Origin of the sequence: Luteibacter sp. E-22, from assembly GCF_049913125.1 — a bacterium.
Lineage (GTDB): Bacteria > Pseudomonadota > Gammaproteobacteria > Xanthomonadales > Rhodanobacteraceae > Luteibacter.
In genome coordinates, this window is record NZ_CP183975.1 from 42,673 (window position 1) to 62,730 (window position 20,058).

At 66.2% G+C, this 20,058-nt stretch carries 12 protein-coding genes and 1 pseudogene; 12 read left to right on the top strand and 1 reads right to left on the bottom strand.

Annotated elements, in window-relative coordinates; all coding sequences use genetic code 11:
- Positions 1-94: 94 nt before the first annotated feature.
- The 11 genes and pseudogenes from ACN9M2_RS00190 to paoC all read left to right on the top strand — a co-directional run bounded on the left by ACN9M2_RS00190 (position 95) and on the right by paoC (position 17,024).
- A complete protein-coding gene (locus ACN9M2_RS00190) occupies positions 95-2,998 on the top strand; it encodes a sensor histidine kinase (RefSeq protein WP_426286189.1) in 2,904 nt (967 codons plus the stop codon).
- Between the two features lie 154 nt (positions 2,999-3,152).
- Positions 3,153-3,629, top strand: coding sequence for a helix-turn-helix domain-containing protein (locus ACN9M2_RS00195; protein WP_426286190.1), 477 nt, complete (start codon positions 3,153-3,155; stop codon positions 3,627-3,629).
- Entirely contained in the window at positions 3,626-4,504 is an 879-nt protein-coding gene (locus ACN9M2_RS00200) for a glyoxalase (protein ID WP_426286191.1), read from the top strand. The genes ACN9M2_RS00195 and ACN9M2_RS00200 overlap by 4 nt, the downstream gene beginning before the upstream one ends.
- 130 nt (positions 4,505-4,634) lie before the next feature.
- Entirely contained in the window at positions 4,635-5,411 is a 777-nt protein-coding gene (locus ACN9M2_RS00205) for an alpha/beta fold hydrolase (RefSeq protein WP_426286192.1), read from the top strand.
- 622 nt (positions 5,412-6,033) lie between these two features.
- Positions 6,034-6,120 (top strand): annotated as a pseudogene (locus ACN9M2_RS00210) (ESPR-type extended signal peptide-containing protein); the annotation flags it as partial.
- Positions 6,121-6,168: 48 nt separating this feature from the next.
- Positions 6,169-11,235 (top strand): beta strand repeat-containing protein, encoded by a 5,067-nt coding sequence (locus ACN9M2_RS00215; RefSeq protein ID WP_426287959.1) that lies wholly within the window; start codon positions 6,169-6,171, stop codon positions 11,233-11,235.
- 11 nt (positions 11,236-11,246) lie between these two features.
- Entirely contained in the window at positions 11,247-12,101 is an 855-nt protein-coding gene (locus tag ACN9M2_RS00220; RefSeq protein ID WP_426286193.1) for an OmpA family protein, read from the top strand.
- A 131-nt stretch (positions 12,102-12,232) separates the two neighbouring features.
- Positions 12,233-13,123 (top strand): sugar phosphate isomerase/epimerase family protein, encoded by an 891-nt coding sequence (locus ACN9M2_RS00225; protein WP_426286194.1) that lies wholly within the window; start codon positions 12,233-12,235, stop codon positions 13,121-13,123.
- Positions 13,124-13,231: 108 nt separating this feature from the next.
- Positions 13,232-13,873, top strand: a complete 642-nt coding sequence (gene paoA / locus ACN9M2_RS00230; RefSeq protein ID WP_426286195.1) for an aldehyde dehydrogenase iron-sulfur subunit PaoA — start codon at positions 13,232-13,234, stop codon at positions 13,871-13,873.
- Entirely contained in the window at positions 13,870-14,829 is a 960-nt protein-coding gene (locus tag ACN9M2_RS00235; RefSeq protein WP_426286196.1) for an FAD binding domain-containing protein, read from the top strand. Before paoA ends, ACN9M2_RS00235 begins: the two co-directional genes overlap by 4 nt.
- Positions 14,826-17,024, top strand: coding sequence for an aldehyde oxidoreductase molybdenum-binding subunit PaoC (paoC, locus tag ACN9M2_RS00240; RefSeq protein ID WP_426286197.1), 2,199 nt, complete (start codon positions 14,826-14,828; stop codon positions 17,022-17,024). The genes ACN9M2_RS00235 and paoC overlap by 4 nt, the downstream gene beginning before the upstream one ends.
- A 12-nt stretch (positions 17,025-17,036) precedes the next feature.
- Here paoC and ACN9M2_RS00245 read toward each other — a convergent pair whose 3' ends face one another.
- Positions 17,037-18,806 (bottom strand): FAD-dependent oxidoreductase, encoded by a 1,770-nt coding sequence (locus tag ACN9M2_RS00245; RefSeq protein ID WP_426286198.1) that lies wholly within the window; start codon positions 18,804-18,806, stop codon positions 17,037-17,039.
- Between the two features lie 178 nt (positions 18,807-18,984).
- Here ACN9M2_RS00245 and ACN9M2_RS00250 point away from each other — a divergent pair, with 178 nt between their 5' ends.
- Complete coding sequence (locus tag ACN9M2_RS00250) at positions 18,985-20,058, top strand: NAD(P)H-dependent flavin oxidoreductase (protein ID WP_426286199.1); 1,074 nt, start codon at positions 18,985-18,987, stop codon at positions 20,056-20,058.

Here is a 20,058-nt window from a genome sequence, read left to right on the forward strand (position 1 = left end):
GGCGCGAGCTTACCCTAGGCGGCTAGCGAAGGTCGGGTGCTGGAAGCGCGTGATGACAGAGGTCAGAATAGCTCTCGCTCTCCGGGGTTTCCTCATGGCACGCCGCTCGCTGGCAACGCTGACGTTTCTTTCGTTGTTCTGGCTATTCGTGTGGACCGGCGTCGCCCCGGCGGCACCGGTAACGCCGATCGCGCAATGGCAGCACACGATTTTCGCCGCGAAAGATGGTGCGCCGGCCGAAATCAAGGCCATGGCGCAGGATCGCGATGGCTTCCTGTGGTTCGGCGGCTCGACCGGGCTGTTCCGTTTCGATGGCGTGTCCTTTGACGGCAGCCTGACCGGGCGGCTGCCCCAACAGTCGATCATGTCCTTGCTCGCGGCACGGGACGGCAGCCTGTGGGTCGGCGACCGGCATGGCTACATCACGCACGTCGACCAAGGGAAGGTCACCGTCTACTCGCTCGACGACGACAAGTCGACGGTGATGCAGTTCGCTGAACTGGCCGATGGTTCGCTTTGGGCGGTGACGCCACGTGCAGCCTATCGCTTCGACGGCGCGCGGTGGCGGAGCCGAAAGGCCGGACCGTTCATGCAGGCGATACGCGCGCCGGACGGCTCGTTGTTCCTGTTGAGCCGTGCGCAGGACGACCATACGGCCTGGCGCCTGGGCCCGGGCGAAATGGACTTCGCGGCGACCACGATCGAGGTGGCGCGGGATGCCATGCTTGGCCGTAAAGGTACGTCCTGGCGTCCCGACACGATGATCGCCGACGAGGTGGTCGACGGCGAAGGCACGTTATGGATCGGCACCGAAACAGGCATCGAGCGCCTTTCATGGCCCGGGACCGGTGATACGAGCGACGAGCCCGTCAAGGAATCCTATTCCCGTGCCGACGGTCTCGGCGGAGCGCAGGCGCTCGCCACGTTGCGCGACCGGGAAGGCAATTTCTGGGTCTCCACGCCAGCCACCATCGAGCAGTTCCGGCTCGGCAAGTTCCGCCGCCTGGCCTTGCCCACGGACAGCTACCTGCCCGCCATCGCCGTCGACGGGCGCGGTCACCTTTGGGCCAGCCGGCTCAACGACACCGTCATGGAATTCGGCGGCGATGGCGCGCGAACATGGCCGGAAGCGGGCAAGCGTGTCGGCGTCGCGGCGACGGGCACGGATGGCTCGGTGCTGATGGCCGGCAGCGGCGGCCTCGTCCGCATGGATGGCCAGGCGGTGGCACACATTCCGCTCTTTCCGTCGATCCGCATGGGCGACACCGGTTTCCGTGCCTTGGCACAGGCGCGTGACGGGTCGGTCTGGGTAGGGATCGGTCCGGCGTATCGGCACAAGGACGGCGACGCCCGCCTCATGGGCGTGGAAGTCGGCCTTCCAGACCGGCCGAACCATCTTTGGGCCATCGCGCGACGTACCGACCATGGGCTATGGCTGGCCTATAACGACAACGTGCTCGCGATGTCCGAAGACGACGGTAGCGGAGCCCGCGTGTTCTCCTCCACCGATGGCATCGACGTCGGCCACATCTATGCCATCTGGCCGCACGACGGTGGCGTGTGGATCACGGGCCAGCGTGGTGTGCAGTTCTTCCGCCCCGGCCAGCCGATCGCGAACCTGCGCCTGCGCGGCGGTGAAGTCGTCCGCGAGGCATCCGGTATCGTGCAGCGTCCGGACGGTTCCCTGTGGATCAACACGATCCACGGGCTGTATCGCATCGACGAAGCATCGATGGCGGCGTGGTGGCGGTCGCACGACAACGACGTGGACTACGAGCGCTTCGACGAACGCGATGGCCTCCAGGGTGTGCGCGATTCGCGGCCGGCACCGTCGATCGTGCCAGGGGCAGGCGGCTTGCTCTGGATCGCCTCGGACACGGGCATCGCTTCCATCGATACGGATCGCATCCCACGCAATACCGTCGCCCCCGTCGCCGTCGTACAGGAGATCAACGGCAACGCCGTGGACGGACGGGTCGAACTGCCCGCCGGTAGCCGCCGTCTCGATATCGTGTATTCCGCGCCGGTGCTCGGCGTACCGGCGCGCGCGCACTTCGCTTATCGGCTGCAAGGACTCGAAAGGGCGTGGCAGGACGTCGGCAACGTCCGCCATGTGTCATACACCAACCTGGGCCCGGGCACGTACCGTTTCGAGCTGAAGGCAGCCAATGAAGACGGGGTCTGGTCGCGGGAGCCCGTTGCCATCGACATACGTATCGCGCCGTTCTTCTACCAGTCGTGGTGGTTTCGGGCGCTGGGCGTTCTCGTCTTGCTTGGCCTGTTGTACCTGGCCTATCTCTGGAGGCTACGAAGCCTTGGCGTGTTGATCTGTGCGCGGCTGCTCGAACGCGAGCGCATCGCACGTGACTTGCACGACACCCTGCTGCAAAGCATGCAAGGCGTACTTCTGCGGGTGAAGGTTGCCGCCGATACGGTCAAGGAGCCCGAGACACGCGACAAGCTGGAACGGGCCTTGCGCGCGACGCAGGATGCCCTCGCCGAAGGGCGGCGCAAGATCGTCGGCTTGCGAGGCGCGCGCGAGGACACCAGCACCTTGGCCGAGCGTCTTCAGGCTTACGCCACCGATGTGACCGGCGATGGCGGTGCGGCCGTGGTGGTGTCCACGGTGGGGCAGTCGCGCTCGCTGAACCCCGCGGCGGAAGACGATATCGAGGCGATCGCCTTCGAGCTGCTGTCCAACGCCATACGGCACGCACAGGCGCAACGGGTGGAAGTGCGGATGACCTTCGCACGGCGTTGGTTCGAGGTCGAAGTGCGCGACAATGGCGAGGGCATGAAAATGGAGCGAACCGATGATCGCCCGTCCTTCGGTCTGATCGGGATCCGCGAACGCGCCGAGAAGCTGGCCAGCCGCCTGACGATCCGTCCGCGCCCACCGAATGGCACGCAGGCCATCCTGAGGGTGCCGGGACCGGTGGCCTATTGGTTGCCCGAGCGGACGGTGGCACGCCTGCGCTCAAGGCCGTGGTTCCGCTGATCCAGGGCCCGCGCCGACGGCTTGGAGATACCTGCCAGGGATTCCCCCCATACAGGGGGTCACGCATATGCCACGGGCGGATAGCATCCCAGCCAAGATGCAACACGAGACATTCGCGCCGCGCACCACCCCAAGCCATGCCCGGACGCGTGTGGTGCGGCAACTACTGAACCAGGCGCTCCGCCAGCTCGCCGACTTCGATCGCGCGGACCGCGCCGCCTGTGCGCACTACATCGCCCAGGCGTTGCGCATACACCGGGAATCGACGGAAGGGCGTGGCGAATGGCGCCAAGGGGGTGGCCTGGCGTCCTGGCAAGTCCAGGTAGTGAAGGAACTCGCCCTCACGCGGCTCGACACGCCCCTGGCGGTCGCCGAACTGGCTGCAGCATGTAATCTGTCACGAGGCTACTTCAGCCGCGCGTTCAAGGCGACCTTTGGCGAAAGCCCGCATCGGTGGCGCCATGGCAAGCGCCTGGAACAGGCGTGCCAACGGCTTGTGAACTCCAACGAAACCATCGCCGACATCGCGATAGCTTTCGGCTTCAACGATCAGGCCCATTTCACGCGTGCCTTCAAGAGCGCCTTGGGGATCACGCCAAACGTCTACCGGAGGCGCGGCAACGCATCATGATTCGAACACACATTCTCCTTGCCGCCCTGGCGCTGGCGATCGTGCCGGCCGCCTTCGCTTCGACACGGGATTTCTCGGTCGGCCCCCAATACGACACGACCCATGTGTACGTCGCCGCCGCGGACCTGGATGCCTTCGTCCGTAGTTTCACGACCACCTTTGCCGGCCAGCCGACGACGCCAGTGGTCGTCACGGTGACGCCGACACCGTCGAAGACGACCTCGCAGGTGGTCCGGACAACTTCCGGAGCGATCTCCGTATTCGGTTTCCAGACGCCGGTGCCGTATCCATTCGGGCAGGAGCGCACGGGCTATCTCGTCACCAACGTGGACGAAGCTGTCAAGGCCGCCAACGCCGCTGGCGCCGCGACCCTGGTCGCGCCGTTCGACGATCCCATCGGCCGCGACGCGGTGGTCACCTTTCCCGGTGGCGTGAACACGCAATTCTACTGGCACACGAAGAAGTCGGAGTCCGCCCCACTCGAGCATGTGCCGGAGAATCGCATCTATCTCCCGGTCCAGTCGGCCGATGCGTTCGTGAAGTCGTTCCTGGCGTTTACGCACGGCAAGCTGCTCTCGGACGAGCGCCACGCATCCGCGGTGGAAATCGGTCGCAGCGACGGCACGTACCGGCGTATCCGGCTCGTTTCGGGTTTCGGCAAGGCCACGGTGCTGGTGACCGACGGCCACCTCGACTGGCCTTACGGCACCGAGCTCACCGGCTATGAAGTCGGCGACCTCGATGCCACGCTTCGCCGCGCACGCGACAGCGGAGCGACCGTCGTCGTGGAAGCCCATCCCGAAGGCGATCGCCGCGCGGCCATGGTCAGGTTTCCCGGCGGGTATGTCGCGGAAATCCATAGCGCGGTGAACTGAAACGGTTGGTGATATCTGCTGGGTCGCGCATGCGAATGCCTGCCGATATTTCAATCGCGTGCGGTAGCGGCTCCCTAAGCTCCTGGAAGGTCGACCCATTCTTCCGACCTTTGACGACCAGGAGCAGTCCATGAAAAAGAACCTATCGTTTCGCCTGACCGCGGCGGTCGCACTCGCCGGCGCCTCGTTCGCTTCCGTGCAGGCCGCGGAAGCCGCCAAGCCGACCATCGTCCTAGTCCATGGCGCATGGGCGGATGGCTCCAGCTGGAGCAAGGTCATTCCGCTTTTGCAGGCCAAGGGTTATACCGTGCTCGCGGTGCAGAACCCGCTCACTTCGTTGGCGGCGGATGTCGCCGCCACGAAGCAAGTACTGCAGTCGGCCACGGCGCCCGTGGTTCTTGTCGGGCACAGCTGGGCCGGCACGGTGATCACCGAAGCCGGTAACGATCCCAAGGTCGCGGCGCTCGTCTATGTCGCAGCCTTCGCCAACGACGATGGTCAATCGGCCGGGGAACTGGTCAACGCCTATGCGAAGACGCCGGCGCTCGGCACCATCCGCGACGACGGCCATGGCTTCCTCTATCAGACGGAACAGGGCGTCCTCGAGAACTTCGCTCCGGACCTTCCGCGCGCCGAGGCGAAGACGATGGCGGTGACGCAGGGTGCGCTGGCCGCCAGCACGTTCGGCGACAAGGTCACCGCCGCCGCATGGAAAACCCATCCTACCTGGTACATCGTCTCGGCCAACGACCGGGTCATCAATCCGCAGCTGGAGCGCGATGTCGCAAAGCGGATGAACGCGCATACGACGGTGCTCCCTTCGAGTCACGTTTCGCTGCTTTCGCATCCGCGCGAGGTGGTGAAGGTGATCGAGGAAGCGGCCGACGCGGTAAGCAAGAAGGGCTGAAGCACCGAGGGGCAACGAGGCTTTGCATCCGTTGCCCCTTCACCGTCCTTGCCGGGCCGGAATCCTTGTGCGTCGAAGCAACCGACATGCCACCTTTGTCCTAAAAATCGACATCAAAGAAACGTGATGATTTTGTGAGATAGACGTCACGATTTAGATCGTGCATATCTTTCCTGTAGGAGTATTTGAGCTATAAAAAACCACGGGGCATGTTCCGGCATTCATGCCGGCCGAACCATGGAAGTAAGCTGCAGGGGGAGTAGCACACGCGATGGATAATTCGTACCCATCCAGGCGGACCAGCGAGCGGAATTTCCGGACAGGCGGCTGCCTGGGCCGAAGCCATTCCCGCAGTCCTCGAGCCGGGAACCCCGGCTTTGCCCGCACCGGCGCCCAACATCCCCCGCCCTCGGCACGTCATCGATTACGACCAAGCCTGGCTTGAGACTTCTCGTCGTTCGACGGGACGCATGACGTCCGCGCGTGATCGCGCGCGGACGTAAATAAGAAGAAAGCACCCCTCCACCCGGACGCGCTCCTGCGTTCGCGGACCTTTGCGCGCCTGCGTTTCAGTTCCCTACCACGCTCCCCCGGTGCATCAGCCCATGCAGAAGGAAATCGTATGAACAAGATACATAGCAAAGTCTGGAACCGAGCGCTGAATCAGCTCGTGGTCGCTTCGGAGATAGCCACCTGCCATCGCGGCGGTAGCTCGGGACAAGTAAGCCCTCGATCGCAGGCGCGTGGCTTCGCTCCCATGGCGTTGACTCTGCTGGTGGCCGCGGGGTGGATCGGATGGAGCGGAGCGGCGGCGGCACAGGCGGTCGATTGCACCGCGGCACCCTATAACACCTATAACAGCACCGCGTCGTGCATGGGCTATGGGGCCGCGGGCAGCGGGATCGGGGCCACGGCTATCGGGTCGCTGGCAAGAGCCAACGTATTGGGCGCCCTGGCGCTCGGCTATAGCTCGACTGTCAATGCCCAGAACGGAATTGCCGTTGGCTTCGGAGCCTATTCCAATGCGATCAATTCCGTTTACATCGGTGCGCGTACCGCTAACGGCACGGGCGCGCTCGCCGGTGGCGCCATCGGCATCGGCACGGACGTCACGGCGTCCGGACCGAATGCGGTCGCCATCGGAACCCAGGCCATCGCAAACGATTCATCTAACGTCGCGCTTGGCTTGTCGGCTCATGCGACCGGTCTTGAAAGCACTGCGCTCGGTTATGCGACCAACGCGACCGGCGTCAACTCGACAGCCATCGGCAACCAGATCACCGTGGCCGGCGCGGGCAGCATTGCCATCGGCGCCAATACCGGTGTCATGGTCGACGCCGCTTCGACCAATAGCTTCGCGGGCGGTTGGGGTGCGAAGGTCACCGGTGCGCCCAACGCCGTGGCCTTGGGTACGTTCGCCGCCGCAAACAACGGACAGGCCACCGCCCTTGGCGGTTTCACGGTAGCCACGGGGGAAGGAGCGACAGCGGTAGGCCTTTCGTCGCAAAGCGTATTCGCCCACGCGACCGCCATTGGCTGGCAGGCCTACTCGACCGCCCTCAATGCGGTCTACCTCGGGTCACGTACTGTCGGAACAGGTGCATCGGCCGAGTCGGCCATTGCCATCGGTACGGACGTGAGTTCTTCGGGTCTGTACTCGATCGGCATGGGCTTGCAGGCGAACGCTAGCCAGGCCGACGCGATCGCCATCGGCAGGCAGGCAAACGCGACGGGTATCAATTCCATCTACGTTGGCGCGCTTCAAAGCGGCGTGGCAGGCGGCGGCGCTACGGCGAACAACGCCATCGCGCTCGGTATCGACATCGTCGCCAGCGGCGTGGGCGCGGTCGGCATAGGTAACTTCACGCTGGCCTCGGGCACGAACAGTACCGCCGTGGGCGGCAGTTCCGCGACGGCGACGAATGCGCTGGCGCTGGGCCGCGCGAACACCGCGTCGGGGACCAACAGTGTAGCGGCCGGTACGTCGTCACAGGCGCAAGCGGCCTCCACGGTCGCGATCGGCGATACGAATACCGTCGCGGCCGCTGCTGGCGCGGGTTCGTTCGCCGGGGGTCACAACTCGCAGGTGCTCGGTGGCCTGGGTGCGGTCGCCTTGGGTGAAGCGCAGACCGCCAACGGCAACGGTGCGGTCGCCATCGGCGATCCCAACTCCGCCATCGGCAACGGCGCCGTGACCGTTGGCTCGAACAACACGTCGAACGGCGATGGCGCGGTGGCGGCGGGTAACGGCAACAACGCCCAAGGCGTTGGCTCCGTCGCGCTGGGCAACACCAGCAGCGCACTCGGCGCCGGCTCGGTGGCCTTCGGCAACACCGCTACGGCGAACAATGCGAACGACGTCGCGCTGGGCTCCGGGTCGACCACCGCCACGGCGGTAGGCACGACGGGCGCGACCATCAACGGTACCGCCTATGCCTTCGCGGGAACGACGCCGGGAAGCACGGTGAGCGTCGGTGCCGGCGGTGCGGAACGCACCATCACCAATGTGGCGGCGGGTCGCATCGATGGCGGCAGTACCGATGCCATCAATGGCTCGCAGCTGTTCGCGACCAACCAGGCGGTGGGCTCGTTGGGTACCAGTGTCACCAACCTCGGCAACACGGTGACGAACCTGGGCAACACCATCGCCACCACGATCGGTGGCGGCACCACCTACGATCCCAGCACCGGCAACATCACCACCAGCGTCACTTACGGCGGCAACACCTACAGTTCGCTGCAGCAGATATTCAACCAGATCGGTGGCGACGTGACCGCGGGCGCCGTGCACTACTACAGCGTCAACGACAACGGAACGCAGGGCGGCAACTACGCCAACGATGGCGCGACGGGCCTCAACGCCCTGGCGGCCGGTGTCGGCGCTACGGCGGCCGCGGATAACGCGACAGCCTTGGGCCAGGGCACCGGCGTGTCGGTGCTCGGTGGCGTGGCACTGGGTTCCGGCGCGGTGTCCGATCGCGCGATCGCTCCCACGTCCGGTTCGATCCTGGTCGGCACCAACGTCATCCCGTACAACACCACGGACCGCAACCTGCTCGGCTCGGTATCCGTGGGTAACACCACCGATTTCCGCCAGATCACCAACGTGGCGGACGGTACGGAGGATCAGGACGCGGTGACTTTGCGCCAGTTGAAGGGCGCGATGAGTTCGTTCTCGGTCACGCCGATCAAGTACTTCCACGCCAATTCCGCCGCGACCGACTCGGCGGCCATCGGTGCGGAATCGGTCGCCATCGGTCCGCAGACCACGGTGAACGGTGACAACGGCATCGGCATGGGCAACGGTGCGATCGTGCAGCAGACGGCGCCGGGCGGCACGGCGATCGGCCAGAACGCGACGGTGAACCTCGCCGATGGCGTGGCGCTGGGCACCAATGCGGTGTCGAACGGCATCCAGGCGTTGGCCCTCGGCGCGGGTTCTCAGGCGGCGTTCGCCGGTAGCGTGGCACTGGGCTCGGGTTCGTCGACGGATGCGGCGGTGGGTACCGCCAATACGGTAATCAACGGCACCACCTACGCCTTCGCGGGCACGACGCCAGGTTCGACGGTGAGCGTGGGAGCGGCCGGTGCGGAGCGGACCATCACCAACGTGGCGGCGGGCCGTGTCGACGGCGGCAGTACCGATGCCATCAATGGATCGCAGCTGTTCGCGGCCAACCAGGCGATCGGCACGGTGGGCACTAGCGTCACCAATCTCGGCAACACAGTGACGAACCTGGGTGACACCATCGCCACGACGATCGGCGGCGGTACCACCTACGATCCAGCCACCGGCACGATCAACACCAGCATCACGTACGGTGGGAATACCTACAGCTCGCTGCAGCAGATCTTCAACCAGATCGACACCGGCGGCATCAAGTATTTCCACGCCAACTCCAACCTGGCCGATTCGCTGCCGAACGGATTGAACAGCGTGGCGATCGGACCGGTATCGACCGCGAACACGGAGAACGCGGTATCGATCGGTAACGGCGCCACCGCCGGTGCCAACGTGGGTGACGTGGCACTGGGAGCGGGCAGCACCACGGGAACGGTGGTCCAGACCGCCAGCGGGACCATCGCTGGAAACACCTATGCCTATGCCGGTACCACGCCCGGCAGCACGGTGAGCGTCGGCGCCGTGGGTGCGGAGCGCACCGTCACCAACGTCGCAGCGGGGCAGGTGAACGGCAGCAGCACGGATGCGATCAACGGTTCGCAGCTGTTCGCGACCAACCAGGCATTGGAAACCTTGAACGACACGGTGGCCGCCAACGCCATCCACTACTACAGCGTCAACGACAACGGAACGCAGGGCGGCAACTACGCCAACGATGGCGCGACGGGCCTCAACGCCCTGGCGGCCGGTGTCGGCGCCACGGCGGCCGCGGATAACGCGACAGCCTTGGGCCAGGGCACCGGCGTGTCGGTGCTCGGTGGCGTGGCACTGGGTTCCGGCGCGGTGTCCGATCGCGCGATCGCTCCCACCTCCGGCTCGATCCTCGTCGGCACCAACGTGATTCCGTACAACACCACGGACCGCACCCTGCTTGGCGCGGTATCGGTGGGCAACGCCACGGATTTCCGCCAGATCACCAACCTGGCGGACGGTACGCAAGACCAGGACGCGGTGTCGTTGCGTCAGCTGAAAGGCGCGATGAGTTCGTTCTCGGTGACACCGATCAAATACTTCCACGCCAATTCCACCGCTTCCGATTCGTTGGCGGCAGGCGCCGAGTCGGTGGCGATCGGTCCGCAGACCACGGTGAACGGTGACAACGGCATCGGCATGGGCAACGGTGCGATCGTGCAGCAGACGGCGCCGGGTGGCACGGCGATCGGCCAGAACGCCACGGTGAACCTCGCCGATGGCGTGGCGTTGGGTACCAACGCGGTGTCGAACGGTATCCAGGCCCTGGCCTTGGGCGCAGGTTCTCAGGCGGCGTTCGCCGGTAGCGTGGCACTGGGTTCGGGTTCGTCGACGGATGCGGCGGTGGGTACGGCGAGCACCACGCTCTACGGCACCACTTATGCGTTCGCGGGCACGACGCCGGGCTCGACGGTGAGCGTGGGTGCGGCCGGTGCGGAGCGGACCATCACCAACCTGGCGGCTGGCCGGATCAGTGGCAGCAGCACGGACGCGATCAACGGTTCGCAGTTGTACGCCACCAACCAGACGCTGGAGTTGCTTGGCTCGCAGATCATCAACCTGTCCAACGTCGTCAACAACTTCCCGACCGGAGGCGGTGGCAGCACCACCAATAACACCTACCAGAACAGCGGCGACAACAACACGGCGTCGACGGCCACGGGCGACAACAGCACGGCGATCGGTGCGGGCTCGTCCGCCACGGGCGACAACAGCGTGGCGATCGGTGCGGGCTCGGTGGCCAATCAGGCCAACACCGTCTCCGTGGGTTCGGTGGGTAACGAGCGCACCGTCACCAACGTGGCGGCTGGCGTGAACAACACCGACGCGGTGAACGTGGGCCAGCTGAACCAGGCGATCGAGAGCGCGAAGAACTGGACCAAGAGCTACGTCGACCAGCGCTTCCAGAGCGTGGACCAGGAACTCAACCGCATCGGCAATCGCGCCAACGCGGGCATCGCCTCGGCGATGGCCATGGCCAGCCTGCCGCAGGCCTACCAGCCGAACCAGAACGCGGCGGCGGTGGCGGTCGGCAGTTTCCACGGCGAGACCGGTATCGCCGTCGGCATGTCGACGATCACGGAGAGCGGACGCTACATCATGAAGCTCAACGCCACGACGAACTCGCGCGGCGATGCCGGCGCGGGCATCGGCGCGGGCGTGGTGTGGTGAGGAGCGAACCCATGAATGCTATCCAAGGAATCAAGAACATGCGCGCATCGTTGAAAGGCATCTCCGTGGTCTCGCTCGCACTGGCATTGGCGGCCTGTGGAAACATCAGCCACGACGTGGCGAAGGACGGCCGCTCGGCGGGCGAAGTGGTGTGGCCTGCGGTGGGCGAGGTCACGCCCATGCACAAGGGCGGCACGTTTCCCAACCTGTCGAACCTGCGACAGATGAGGTCCGGGCTCAATAAACAGCAGGTGTCCGACCTGATCGGATATCCCCATTTCAGCGAGGGGATCTGGGGCGTGCGGGAATGGAACTACGTGTTCAACTTCCGCAAGCCTGGCAGCGACGAAGTGACCGTGTGCCAATACAAGGTGTTGTTCGACGACGACAAGCTGGCACGCAGCTTCTACTGGAAACCCGAGGCGTGTGCCGATTTCCTGAAGGAAGCGGCGCCCGTTCCCGCCCCGGTAGCCGCCGAACCGGTGGCGGCGCGCAAGCCGCGCGTGCTGTCCGCCGACGCGCTCTTCGCCTTCGACAGCGCCGAGTTGTCGCCGGCCGGCAAGGGCAGCCTGGACGAGATGGCCGCGGCGTTGCGTGACCAGGGCGACAAGCTGCGATCCGTGCGTATCGTCGGCTATACCGATCGCCTGGGTAGCGATGCCTACAACCGGGCCTTGTCACAGCGCCGCGCCGAGGCGGTGAAGGGCTATCTCGTGGCGCAGGGCATCCCCGCCGATCGCGTGACCGCGGAGGGCCTGGGCGAGGCCGATCCGGTGAAGGGTTGCGAGGATGCACCTCGCGGACAACTGATCGGATGCCTGGCACCGAATCGCCGGGTGGAGGTCTGGGTGAGCGGGGTCGAGTAAAGAGTCGACGAACCAGATGGCATCGTCGCCGGAGTTCCCGGCGGCGGTGCCATGTCGGTTCCTCCGTTCGATTAGCGCGGAGCAACGACGTTGGCTCGACATCGAACACCGAGCCGGGGGAGACTGGAGGCATGCTGAAAAGCCGCCGCACCTTCCTGCAGAACGCCGCCATGACACTTGCCGCACTGGGTACGGGCATGCCCTTGCCCTCTGACGCCCGGAACACGCGTCCGGCGCGACAGCCCCTGGGGTTCCAGCTCTACACGCTGGGTGATGCGGTCGTCACCGACACGGTAGCGGTGCTGGCCAGGCTGGCCAGCTTTGGCTACGCGGAACTGGAAGCCATCACCTACGCGAACCTGACACCGGAGATCCTCCGCCGCCGAGTCGACGAGGCGGGTATGAAGCTGCGCAGCGTCCACCTGGATTTCTCGGGTGAACGCGACACGGCGAAGTTGTTCGACACGGCACATCGGCTTGGCGTGAACGAGGTCGTCAGTTCGGTGCTCTCGCCTTCGGTCGAGGAAAAACAGGTCGATTTCGGCGCGTTCACCGCCGATGACTTCAAGCGTGTCGCCGAGCGCGCGAACGGGATCGGCGAAGCGGCGAGGAAGGCGGGCCTGCGTTACGCGTATCACAACCACGACTTCGAGTTCCGAAAATTCGCAGCCGGTGGCATCGGATACGACATCCTGCTGGCCGAAACCGACCCGCGCCTGGTGCACTTCCAGGCCGATTGCGGTTGGATGAGCAAGGCGGGTGCGGACCCCGTTTCGTATTTCACACGCTATCCGAGGCGCTATCTCTCCGCCCATATCAAGGACTTCGACGCCAGTGGCCACATCGTCGAGCTCGGCCACGGTGTCGTCCCGTACCGGCCGATCCTTCGGGCCGCGCGACAGGCGGGGATCGGGCATCTCTTCGTCGAGCACGATCCGCCGGGCGGAGTGCCCATACCGTTGGACCAGGTTGGCCGCGAGGGTGCGTATCTCGGCAACCTCATTCATGAATTATCGATATGAGATCTTGCGGATTCGATATCTACAAACCCGGCCGCGAATGACCTACGCTCGGCTGGCTAGCCCCGGCCGCCTGTCCAGGCATACCCCAACAGCGCTGAGGACCGACCCATGGATCCGTCGAACGACTGGAAATTCACGCGCCGCGAAGTCCTGAAAATGGGAGCGGTCTCGGCGACGGCCCTCGCCGTGCCCGGACTCGTCGCCGCCCCCGCCGCCAAAGACGGCACGCGCCCGATCGTTACCGCCAAGGTCGCCATGGAGGTCAACGGCAAGGCGCAGGAACTCGACCTCGATACGCGGACGACCCTGCTCGACGCACTGCGCGAGCACATGCACCTCACCGGCACGAAGAAGGGTTGCGATCACGGCCAGTGCGGCGCCTGCACCGTCATCGTCGATGGCCGCCGCATCAATAGCTGCCTCACCCTGGCGGTGATGCACCAAGGCGCGAAGGTCACCACCATCGAAGGCCTCGGCACGCCGGCGCGCCTCCATCCGATGCAGGCCGCTTTCATCAAGCACGACGGTTACCAGTGCGGCTACTGCACGCCTGGGCAGATCTGTTCGGCCGTGGCGGTCCTCGACGAGATCCGCGACGACATTCCCAGCCATGCCACGGCCGATCTCACCGCCAAGGCCAGGTTGAACCCTCTGGAGTTGCGCGAGCGGATGAGCGGCAATATCTGCCGCTGCGGCGCGTACTCCAATATCCAGGAAGCGATCGCCGAAGTGGCGGGGGTGAAGGCATGAAACCGTTTACCTACGAGCGCGCCGCATCCCCAGCCGCCGCCGCGTCCGCGGCGGCGCGTGTTCCCGGAGCGAAGTTCATCGCGGGCGGAACGAACCTGCTCGACCTGATGAAGATCGGCATCGAGGAGCCGGCGCACCTGATCGACGTCAATAGCCTGGACCTCGACAAGATAGAGCCGACCGACGAGGGCGGGCTGCGACTCGGCGCCATGGTCCGCAACACCGACCTGGCAGCCGATGCCAGGATCAGGCGCGACTATCCCTTGCTCTCGCGAGCCTTGCTCGCCGGCGCCTCCGGCCAGTTGCGCAACAAGGCCACCACGGGCGGCAACCTGCTCCAGCGCACGCGCTGCCCCTACTTCTACGACACCAACCAGGCTTGCAACAAACGCTTGCCCGGCAGCGGCTGCGCGGCAATCGGCGGGTTCAGCCGGCAGCACGCGATCGTGGGAGCGAGCAAGTCGTGCATCGCCGTGCACCCGAGCGACATGGCCGTGGCCATGCGTGCGCTCGATGCCACGGTGGAAACCGTGCGTCCGGACGGCGGCACGCGGCGCATTCCCATCGCCGATTTCCACACGCTGCCCGGCAACACGCCACACATCGAGAACGTGCTGGCACCCGGCGAGCTGATCACCGCCGTCACCTTGCCCAGGCCTGTCGGTGGCACGCAGCTCTATCACAAGGTTCGCGACCGCGCGTCCTATGCGTTCGCCCTGGTGTCGGTAGCCATGATCGTGCAGCCCGATGGCAGTGGCCGCGTGGCGCTCGGTGGCGTGGCGCACAAGCCATGGCGGGTGGAGGCGGCCGAAGCCGAACTTCCGAAGGGAGCCAAGGCGGTCGCGACGCGGCTGCTCGCCGGCGCGCAGCCCACCGGAGGCAACGCCTTCAAGGTCACGTTGGTCGAGCGTGCCATCGCGGCGGGCCTCGCCGAAGCGAAGGAGACGAAGGCATGAAATTCGACACTCCCGCCACCACCAATCCGATCGACCGCCTGAAGGTCGTCGGCCAGCCGGTCGACCGCATCGACGGACCGTTCAAGACCACGGGCACGGCGCGCTACGCGTACGAACAGCACGAAGCCGTACCCCATCACGCCTATGGCTATGTCGTCGGCTCGTCCATCGCCAAGGGCCGTATCGTCTCGATCGACCTCACCCGTGCGCAGCGCGCGCCGGGCGTGCTGGCGATCGTCACCGCGAAGACGGCGGGCAAGCTGGACAAGGGCAAGTTCAATACGGCGCATTTGCTCGGCGGCCCGCAGATCGAGCACTACCATCAGGCCGTCGCGGTGGTGGTCGCGGAAACCTTCGAGCAGGCTCGTGCCGCGGCACAGCTGGTGCGCGTGGATTACGCCCGCAGCGCCGGCACGTTCGATCTCGCCGCGGCGAAGGATTCAGCCACCAAGCCGGACAGGGGCAAGTCGGACACGTCCGTGGGCGACTTCGCCGCGGGCTTCGCGGCCTCGGCGGTAAAACTCGACGCCATGTACACCACGCCGGATCATTCGCACGCGATGATGGAACCGCACGCTTCCATCGCGGCGTGGGAAGGCGACAAGCTCACCTTGTGGACCGCGAACCAGATGATTGACTGGGGGCGTGGCGATGTCGCGCTCACGCTGGGCATTCCGAAGGAGAATGTGCGACTCATCTCGCCGTATATCGGCGGCGGCTTCGGCGGCAAGCTCTTCGTTCGGTCCGACGCGCTGCTGGCCGCGCTTGGTGCACGCGCGGCCAAACGTCCGGTGGCGGTGGCCTTGCCGCGTCCCTTCATGATCAACAATACGACGCATCGCCCTGCGACGATCCAGCGCATCCGCATCGGCGCCTCGAAGGATGGAAAGATCCAGGCCATCGGCCACGAAAGCTGGTCGGGCGATCTTCCGGGTGGCGATCCGGAAACCGCGGTGCAGCAGACGCGCCTGCTCTACGCCGGCGCCAATCGCATGACGGCCACGCGGCTCGCCGTGCTCGATCTCCCCGAAGGCAACGCCATGCGCGCGCCGGGCGAAGCATCGGGATTGATGGCGCTTGAGATCGCGATCGACGAGATGGCGGAGAAGCTCGGCATGGACCCCGTCGAGTTCCGCGTCCTCAACGACACCCAGGTCGATCCGGAAAAGCCCGACCGTCCGTTCTCGCAGCGCCGGCTGGTCGAATGCCTGCGCACGGGGGCGAAGCGCTTCGGCTGGGAACGACGTTCCGCGCGGCCCGCGACGAGACGCGACGGGCGTTGGCTCGTAGGCATGGGCGTGGCGGCCGCGTTCCGCAACAACCTCGTGATGAAATCCGGCGCCCGCGTGCGGCTGGATCGCAACGGCCGTGTCACGGTGGAAACCGACATGACCGACATCGGCACGGGCAGCTACACGATCATCGCGCAGACCGCCGCGGAAATGATGGGCCTGCCGCTGGATCGCATCGACGTTCGCCTTGGCGATTCGACGTTTCCCGTCTCGTCCGGTTCGGGAGGGCAGTGGGGCGGAAACAGCTCGACGGCGGGCGTCTACGCCGCTTGCATGAAGTTGCGCGAGGCCATCGCCCGGAACCTGGGACTGGACCCGAACGTGGCCAACTTCGAGGACGGCAAGGTGGGCGCGGGTGGGCGCAGCGTGCCGATCGCGCAGGCCGCGGCGGACGGCGACGTGGTCGCCGAGGACAGCATGGAATACGGTGACCTGAGCAAGCGCTATCAGCAATCGACCTTCGGCGCGCATTTCGTCGAAGCGCGCGTCGACGCGGCCACGGGCGAAATCCGGGTCGGCCGCATGCTGGCCGTATGCGCCGCCGGGCGCATCCTCAACCCGAAGTCGGCGCGCAGCCAGGTGATCGGAGCGATGACGATGGGCGTCGGCGCGGCGCTGATGGAAGAACTCGTGGTGGACCGGCGGCTGGGCTTCTTCGTCAACCACGACCTCGCCGGGTACGAAGTGCCCGTGCATGCCGACATCCCGCACCAGGATGTGATCTTCCTCGACGAGACCGATCCCATGTCCTCGCCGATGAAGGCCAAGGGCGTCGGCGAGTTGGGCATATGCGGCGTCGCGGCGGCCGTCGCCAACGCGGTGTACAACGCCACCGGCGTGCGCGTGCGCGACTATCCGGTGACCCTGGACAAGTTCATCGACACGTTGCCGCCCGTGGCCTGACCCGGGTGGCGTTCAGGCGTCGGTGCCCTCGCTGCCGACGCCGTGGTGCACGAGGAACAGGCGGCCGGGATCGTAACGACGCTTCGCCTTGGCGAGGCGCGCGTAGTTGCCGCCCCAGAAGGCGCGTTGCCAGTCCTTCTGGAAGTAATCGCTTTCCGAAACATACGAGCCGGCGCCGGGAATCGTTTTCAAAAGTCGCGCGTAAGCCGCCTTCACGCGAGCCGCGCCATCCTTCGCGCGTGCCTCATCGACGTGCGCGCCCGGCAGTCCTTCATAAACCGGGTCGCCGCTGTTGCCGATGATCGCGAGAGCGAAAGCATCGAGCACGGCGGGATTCGTCGCCGTGTCGCGACTTGCGGCAAGGGCTTCGGGCGGAGCGCCGAAGAGTCCCTTGTTGAAGTGCAGGCCCACGTCCATCCGGCTGGCGGCCTCGCATATCGCCGCGGCCAACGTATCCCGCTCGCCATCGCCGAGAAAGCGCGATGGCATCCACGCCGACGCATAGCCATGGATGTACCAGCCTACCTGCGCCTGATCGCCTTTCCAGAGGACGTGGTTGCGCGGCGCGTCCTCGCGCGCGTCGGCGACGACCACGTCGGGTGCGTGCTCGCGGAAGAAATCCGCGTCCCAGTAGTGGCGCGCCGGCATGGCGACCACCTGGAGCGGTTTGCGAAACGCGTAGGCCGGGTGCTGCTTCACCCATGCGACGAAGGGTGCCCAGACGGCTTCGGCCGCCGTGCGGTCCAGGCCCTGGAACACCATCGATACCGCCATCGTGCGTTCGCCGCGAAAGCCGATCTGCTCACCCCAGTGCGGGTTGCACAAGGCGTCGCGGTAGAAGCGCAAGGTCTCCGACGCCAGCGCACGATAGGCTTCCTCGGAGTCGGCCTGGATCTCGCCGAACACCGCGCCGACGGTGTCCGGCAAGTCGTGGGTGCGCAAGGTCAAACGCGTGACGACGCCGGCACAACCGCCGCCGCCGCCCTTGATGGCCCAGAAGAGTTCCGGATCGCGGTAGGCGTTCACCACGCGGATCTCGCCGTCCGCGGTGACCACCTCGGCTTCCAGCAGGTTCGACGCGGCGGTGCCGTAGCGTTTAGAGAAGCTGCCGAATCCCCCACCGGTCACCAGACCCGCGACGCCGACGGTCGTGCAACCACCGCCCTGCACGTAGCGGCCACCCCGGGTGGTCACTTCGCTATAGGCGTCGATCCACATCGCGCCCGCACCCACGCTGACCGCCGGCATGGGGCGTGTACCCGGCGCCGTGCCGCTGGGGACGAAGGCATCGTGCATCTCCACGTGGTTCATCTTTCGCGTCCAGACCAGCAGCGAGTCGGCGGCGCAGGAGGTGCCCTGGTAGCTGTGGCCGCCACCTTTCACGACGAGGCGAACACCATGCTTGCGGGCGAATGTCACGGCGGCGGCGATGTCTTCCGCGCGCTCGGCGGTCAGGGCGTAAGCGCTCGGCCGTGACGTCCAGGCGCTGAAGTAGCCGCTGGTCTGGGTGAGCGCCACCTGGTCACCGATATAGAAGGGGTTCGTCAGCTGGGCGACGGCTTCGGCGCGGCTGGCCGCATCGCTGAGGAAGGGCGAACGAGGCACGGACAGGCGTCCTCCGACCTGACGGCTCAAGGCCTGCCATTGCGCCTGTGTCGGCCAACCCGCCGAGCCCGGCCGCACGCGAGTGGCCGCACGCGCCGCGGTGAAGGCATCCAGCTTCAGGGCATAGGGAAGCAGCGGCAGGACGAGGGCGGTCTTGAGCAGGGTGCGTCGATCCATGGAAGGAGCCTCGTGGAGGACGCGCCGGCGTCCGTTGGGATGGATGGAGCTTGGCACCGCGCCGCCGGGCATGTCGTCACGAAGTGAGGAAAACAGCGGTCCCAGGGACGAAAGGCGGGTCTGCGGTGACGAACGGCGAGCTATAATCGCGGAGTACCTGTCGCCCGCGAGCTTCCCCGTGCCTGCCTGGACCGACCGCCGTATCCTCGACCTCCTGTCGATCGACCAGCCCCTCCTGCTGGCACCGATGGCGGGGTCCGGCCTGTCCGCGTTGGCCATCGCCCTGGCGCAGGCCGGTGGACTCGGCGCCATCCCCTGCTCCTCGATCAGCGTGGAGAAGGCGAGCGCGGAAGTCGAGGCTTACCGTGCCGCGGTCCGGGCGCCGATCAACCTCAACTTCTTCGCGCACCGGCCCATCACGCCGGATGCCGAGGCCACGGCGCGCTGGCTGGCGCGGCTCGCCCCGTACTTCGACGAGTTCGGCATCGAGTCGGGCGACCTGCCTGCGGCCGGTGGCCGCGCGCCGTTCGACGATGCCATGTGCGCCATGGTCGAGGCATTGCGTCCGGAAGTGGTGAGCTTCCACTTCGGCCTGCCGGAGGAACGCCTGCTGGCGCGTGTGAAGGCCATCGGTTCGGTGGTGTTTTCCTCGGCGACCACGGTGGCCGAGGGCCGCTGGCTGGAGCAGCGAGGCTGCGACGCGGTCATCGCGCAGGGTTACGAGGCCGGCGGCCATCGCGGCAACTTCCTCACCGACGACATGTCGGCCCAGCCGGGCACCATGGCCCTCGTGCCCCAACTGGTCGACGCCTTGACCATTCCCGTGATCGCGGCCGGTGGCATCGCCGATGGACGCGGCATGGCCGCCGCGCTTTGCCTGGGTGCGTCGGCCGTGCAGATAGGCAGCGCCTTCCTGCTTTCGGACGAGGCGACCAGCGTGGACGTGCATCGCCAGGCGTTGCGCTCGGCACGCGACGACAACACGGCGATCACCAACGTGCTCACCGGCCGGCCCGCGCGCGGCGTGATCAACCGGATCATGCGCGAAGTAGGTCCGTTGTCCGGTGACGCCTTGCCGTTCCCACTTGCCGGCGGCCCGCTGGCGCCGTTGCGCAAGATCGCCGAAGCGCGTGGCAACGGCGATTTCCAGCCGCTATGGGCGGGGCAATCGGCTGCCATGGCACGAGAGGGTTCGGCGACCGCGATCGCGGCGGACATCGTCGATACCGCCGCGCGCCTGCTCAGGCTCTGA

What these genes read in the sequence shown, in the direction of transcription:
- ACN9M2_RS00205 (WP_426286192.1), top strand. Translation starts at nt 4,635, where the DNA reads ATGAAAAAGAACCTATCGTTTCGCCTGACCGCGGCGGTCGCACTCGCC.
- paoA (WP_426286195.1), top strand. Translation starts at nt 13,232, where the DNA reads ATGGATCCGTCGAACGACTGGAAATTCACGCGCCGCGAAGTCCTGAAA.
- ACN9M2_RS00245 (WP_426286198.1), bottom strand. Translation starts at nt 18,806, where the DNA reads ATGGATCGACGCACCCTGCTCAAGACCGCCCTCGTCCTGCCGCTGCTT.
- paoC (WP_426286197.1), top strand. Translation starts at nt 14,826, where the DNA reads ATGAAATTCGACACTCCCGCCACCACCAATCCGATCGACCGCCTGAAG.
- ACN9M2_RS00220 (WP_426286193.1), top strand. Translation starts at nt 11,247, where the DNA reads ATGAATGCTATCCAAGGAATCAAGAACATGCGCGCATCGTTGAAAGGC.
- ACN9M2_RS00235 (WP_426286196.1), top strand. Translation starts at nt 13,870, where the DNA reads ATGAAACCGTTTACCTACGAGCGCGCCGCATCCCCAGCCGCCGCCGCG.
- ACN9M2_RS00190 (WP_426286189.1), top strand. Translation starts at nt 95, where the DNA reads ATGGCACGCCGCTCGCTGGCAACGCTGACGTTTCTTTCGTTGTTCTGG.
- ACN9M2_RS00225 (WP_426286194.1), top strand. Translation starts at nt 12,233, where the DNA reads ATGCTGAAAAGCCGCCGCACCTTCCTGCAGAACGCCGCCATGACACTT.
- ACN9M2_RS00215 (WP_426287959.1), top strand. Translation starts at nt 6,169, where the DNA reads ATGGCGTTGACTCTGCTGGTGGCCGCGGGGTGGATCGGATGGAGCGGA.
- ACN9M2_RS00200 (WP_426286191.1), top strand. Translation starts at nt 3,626, where the DNA reads ATGATTCGAACACACATTCTCCTTGCCGCCCTGGCGCTGGCGATCGTG.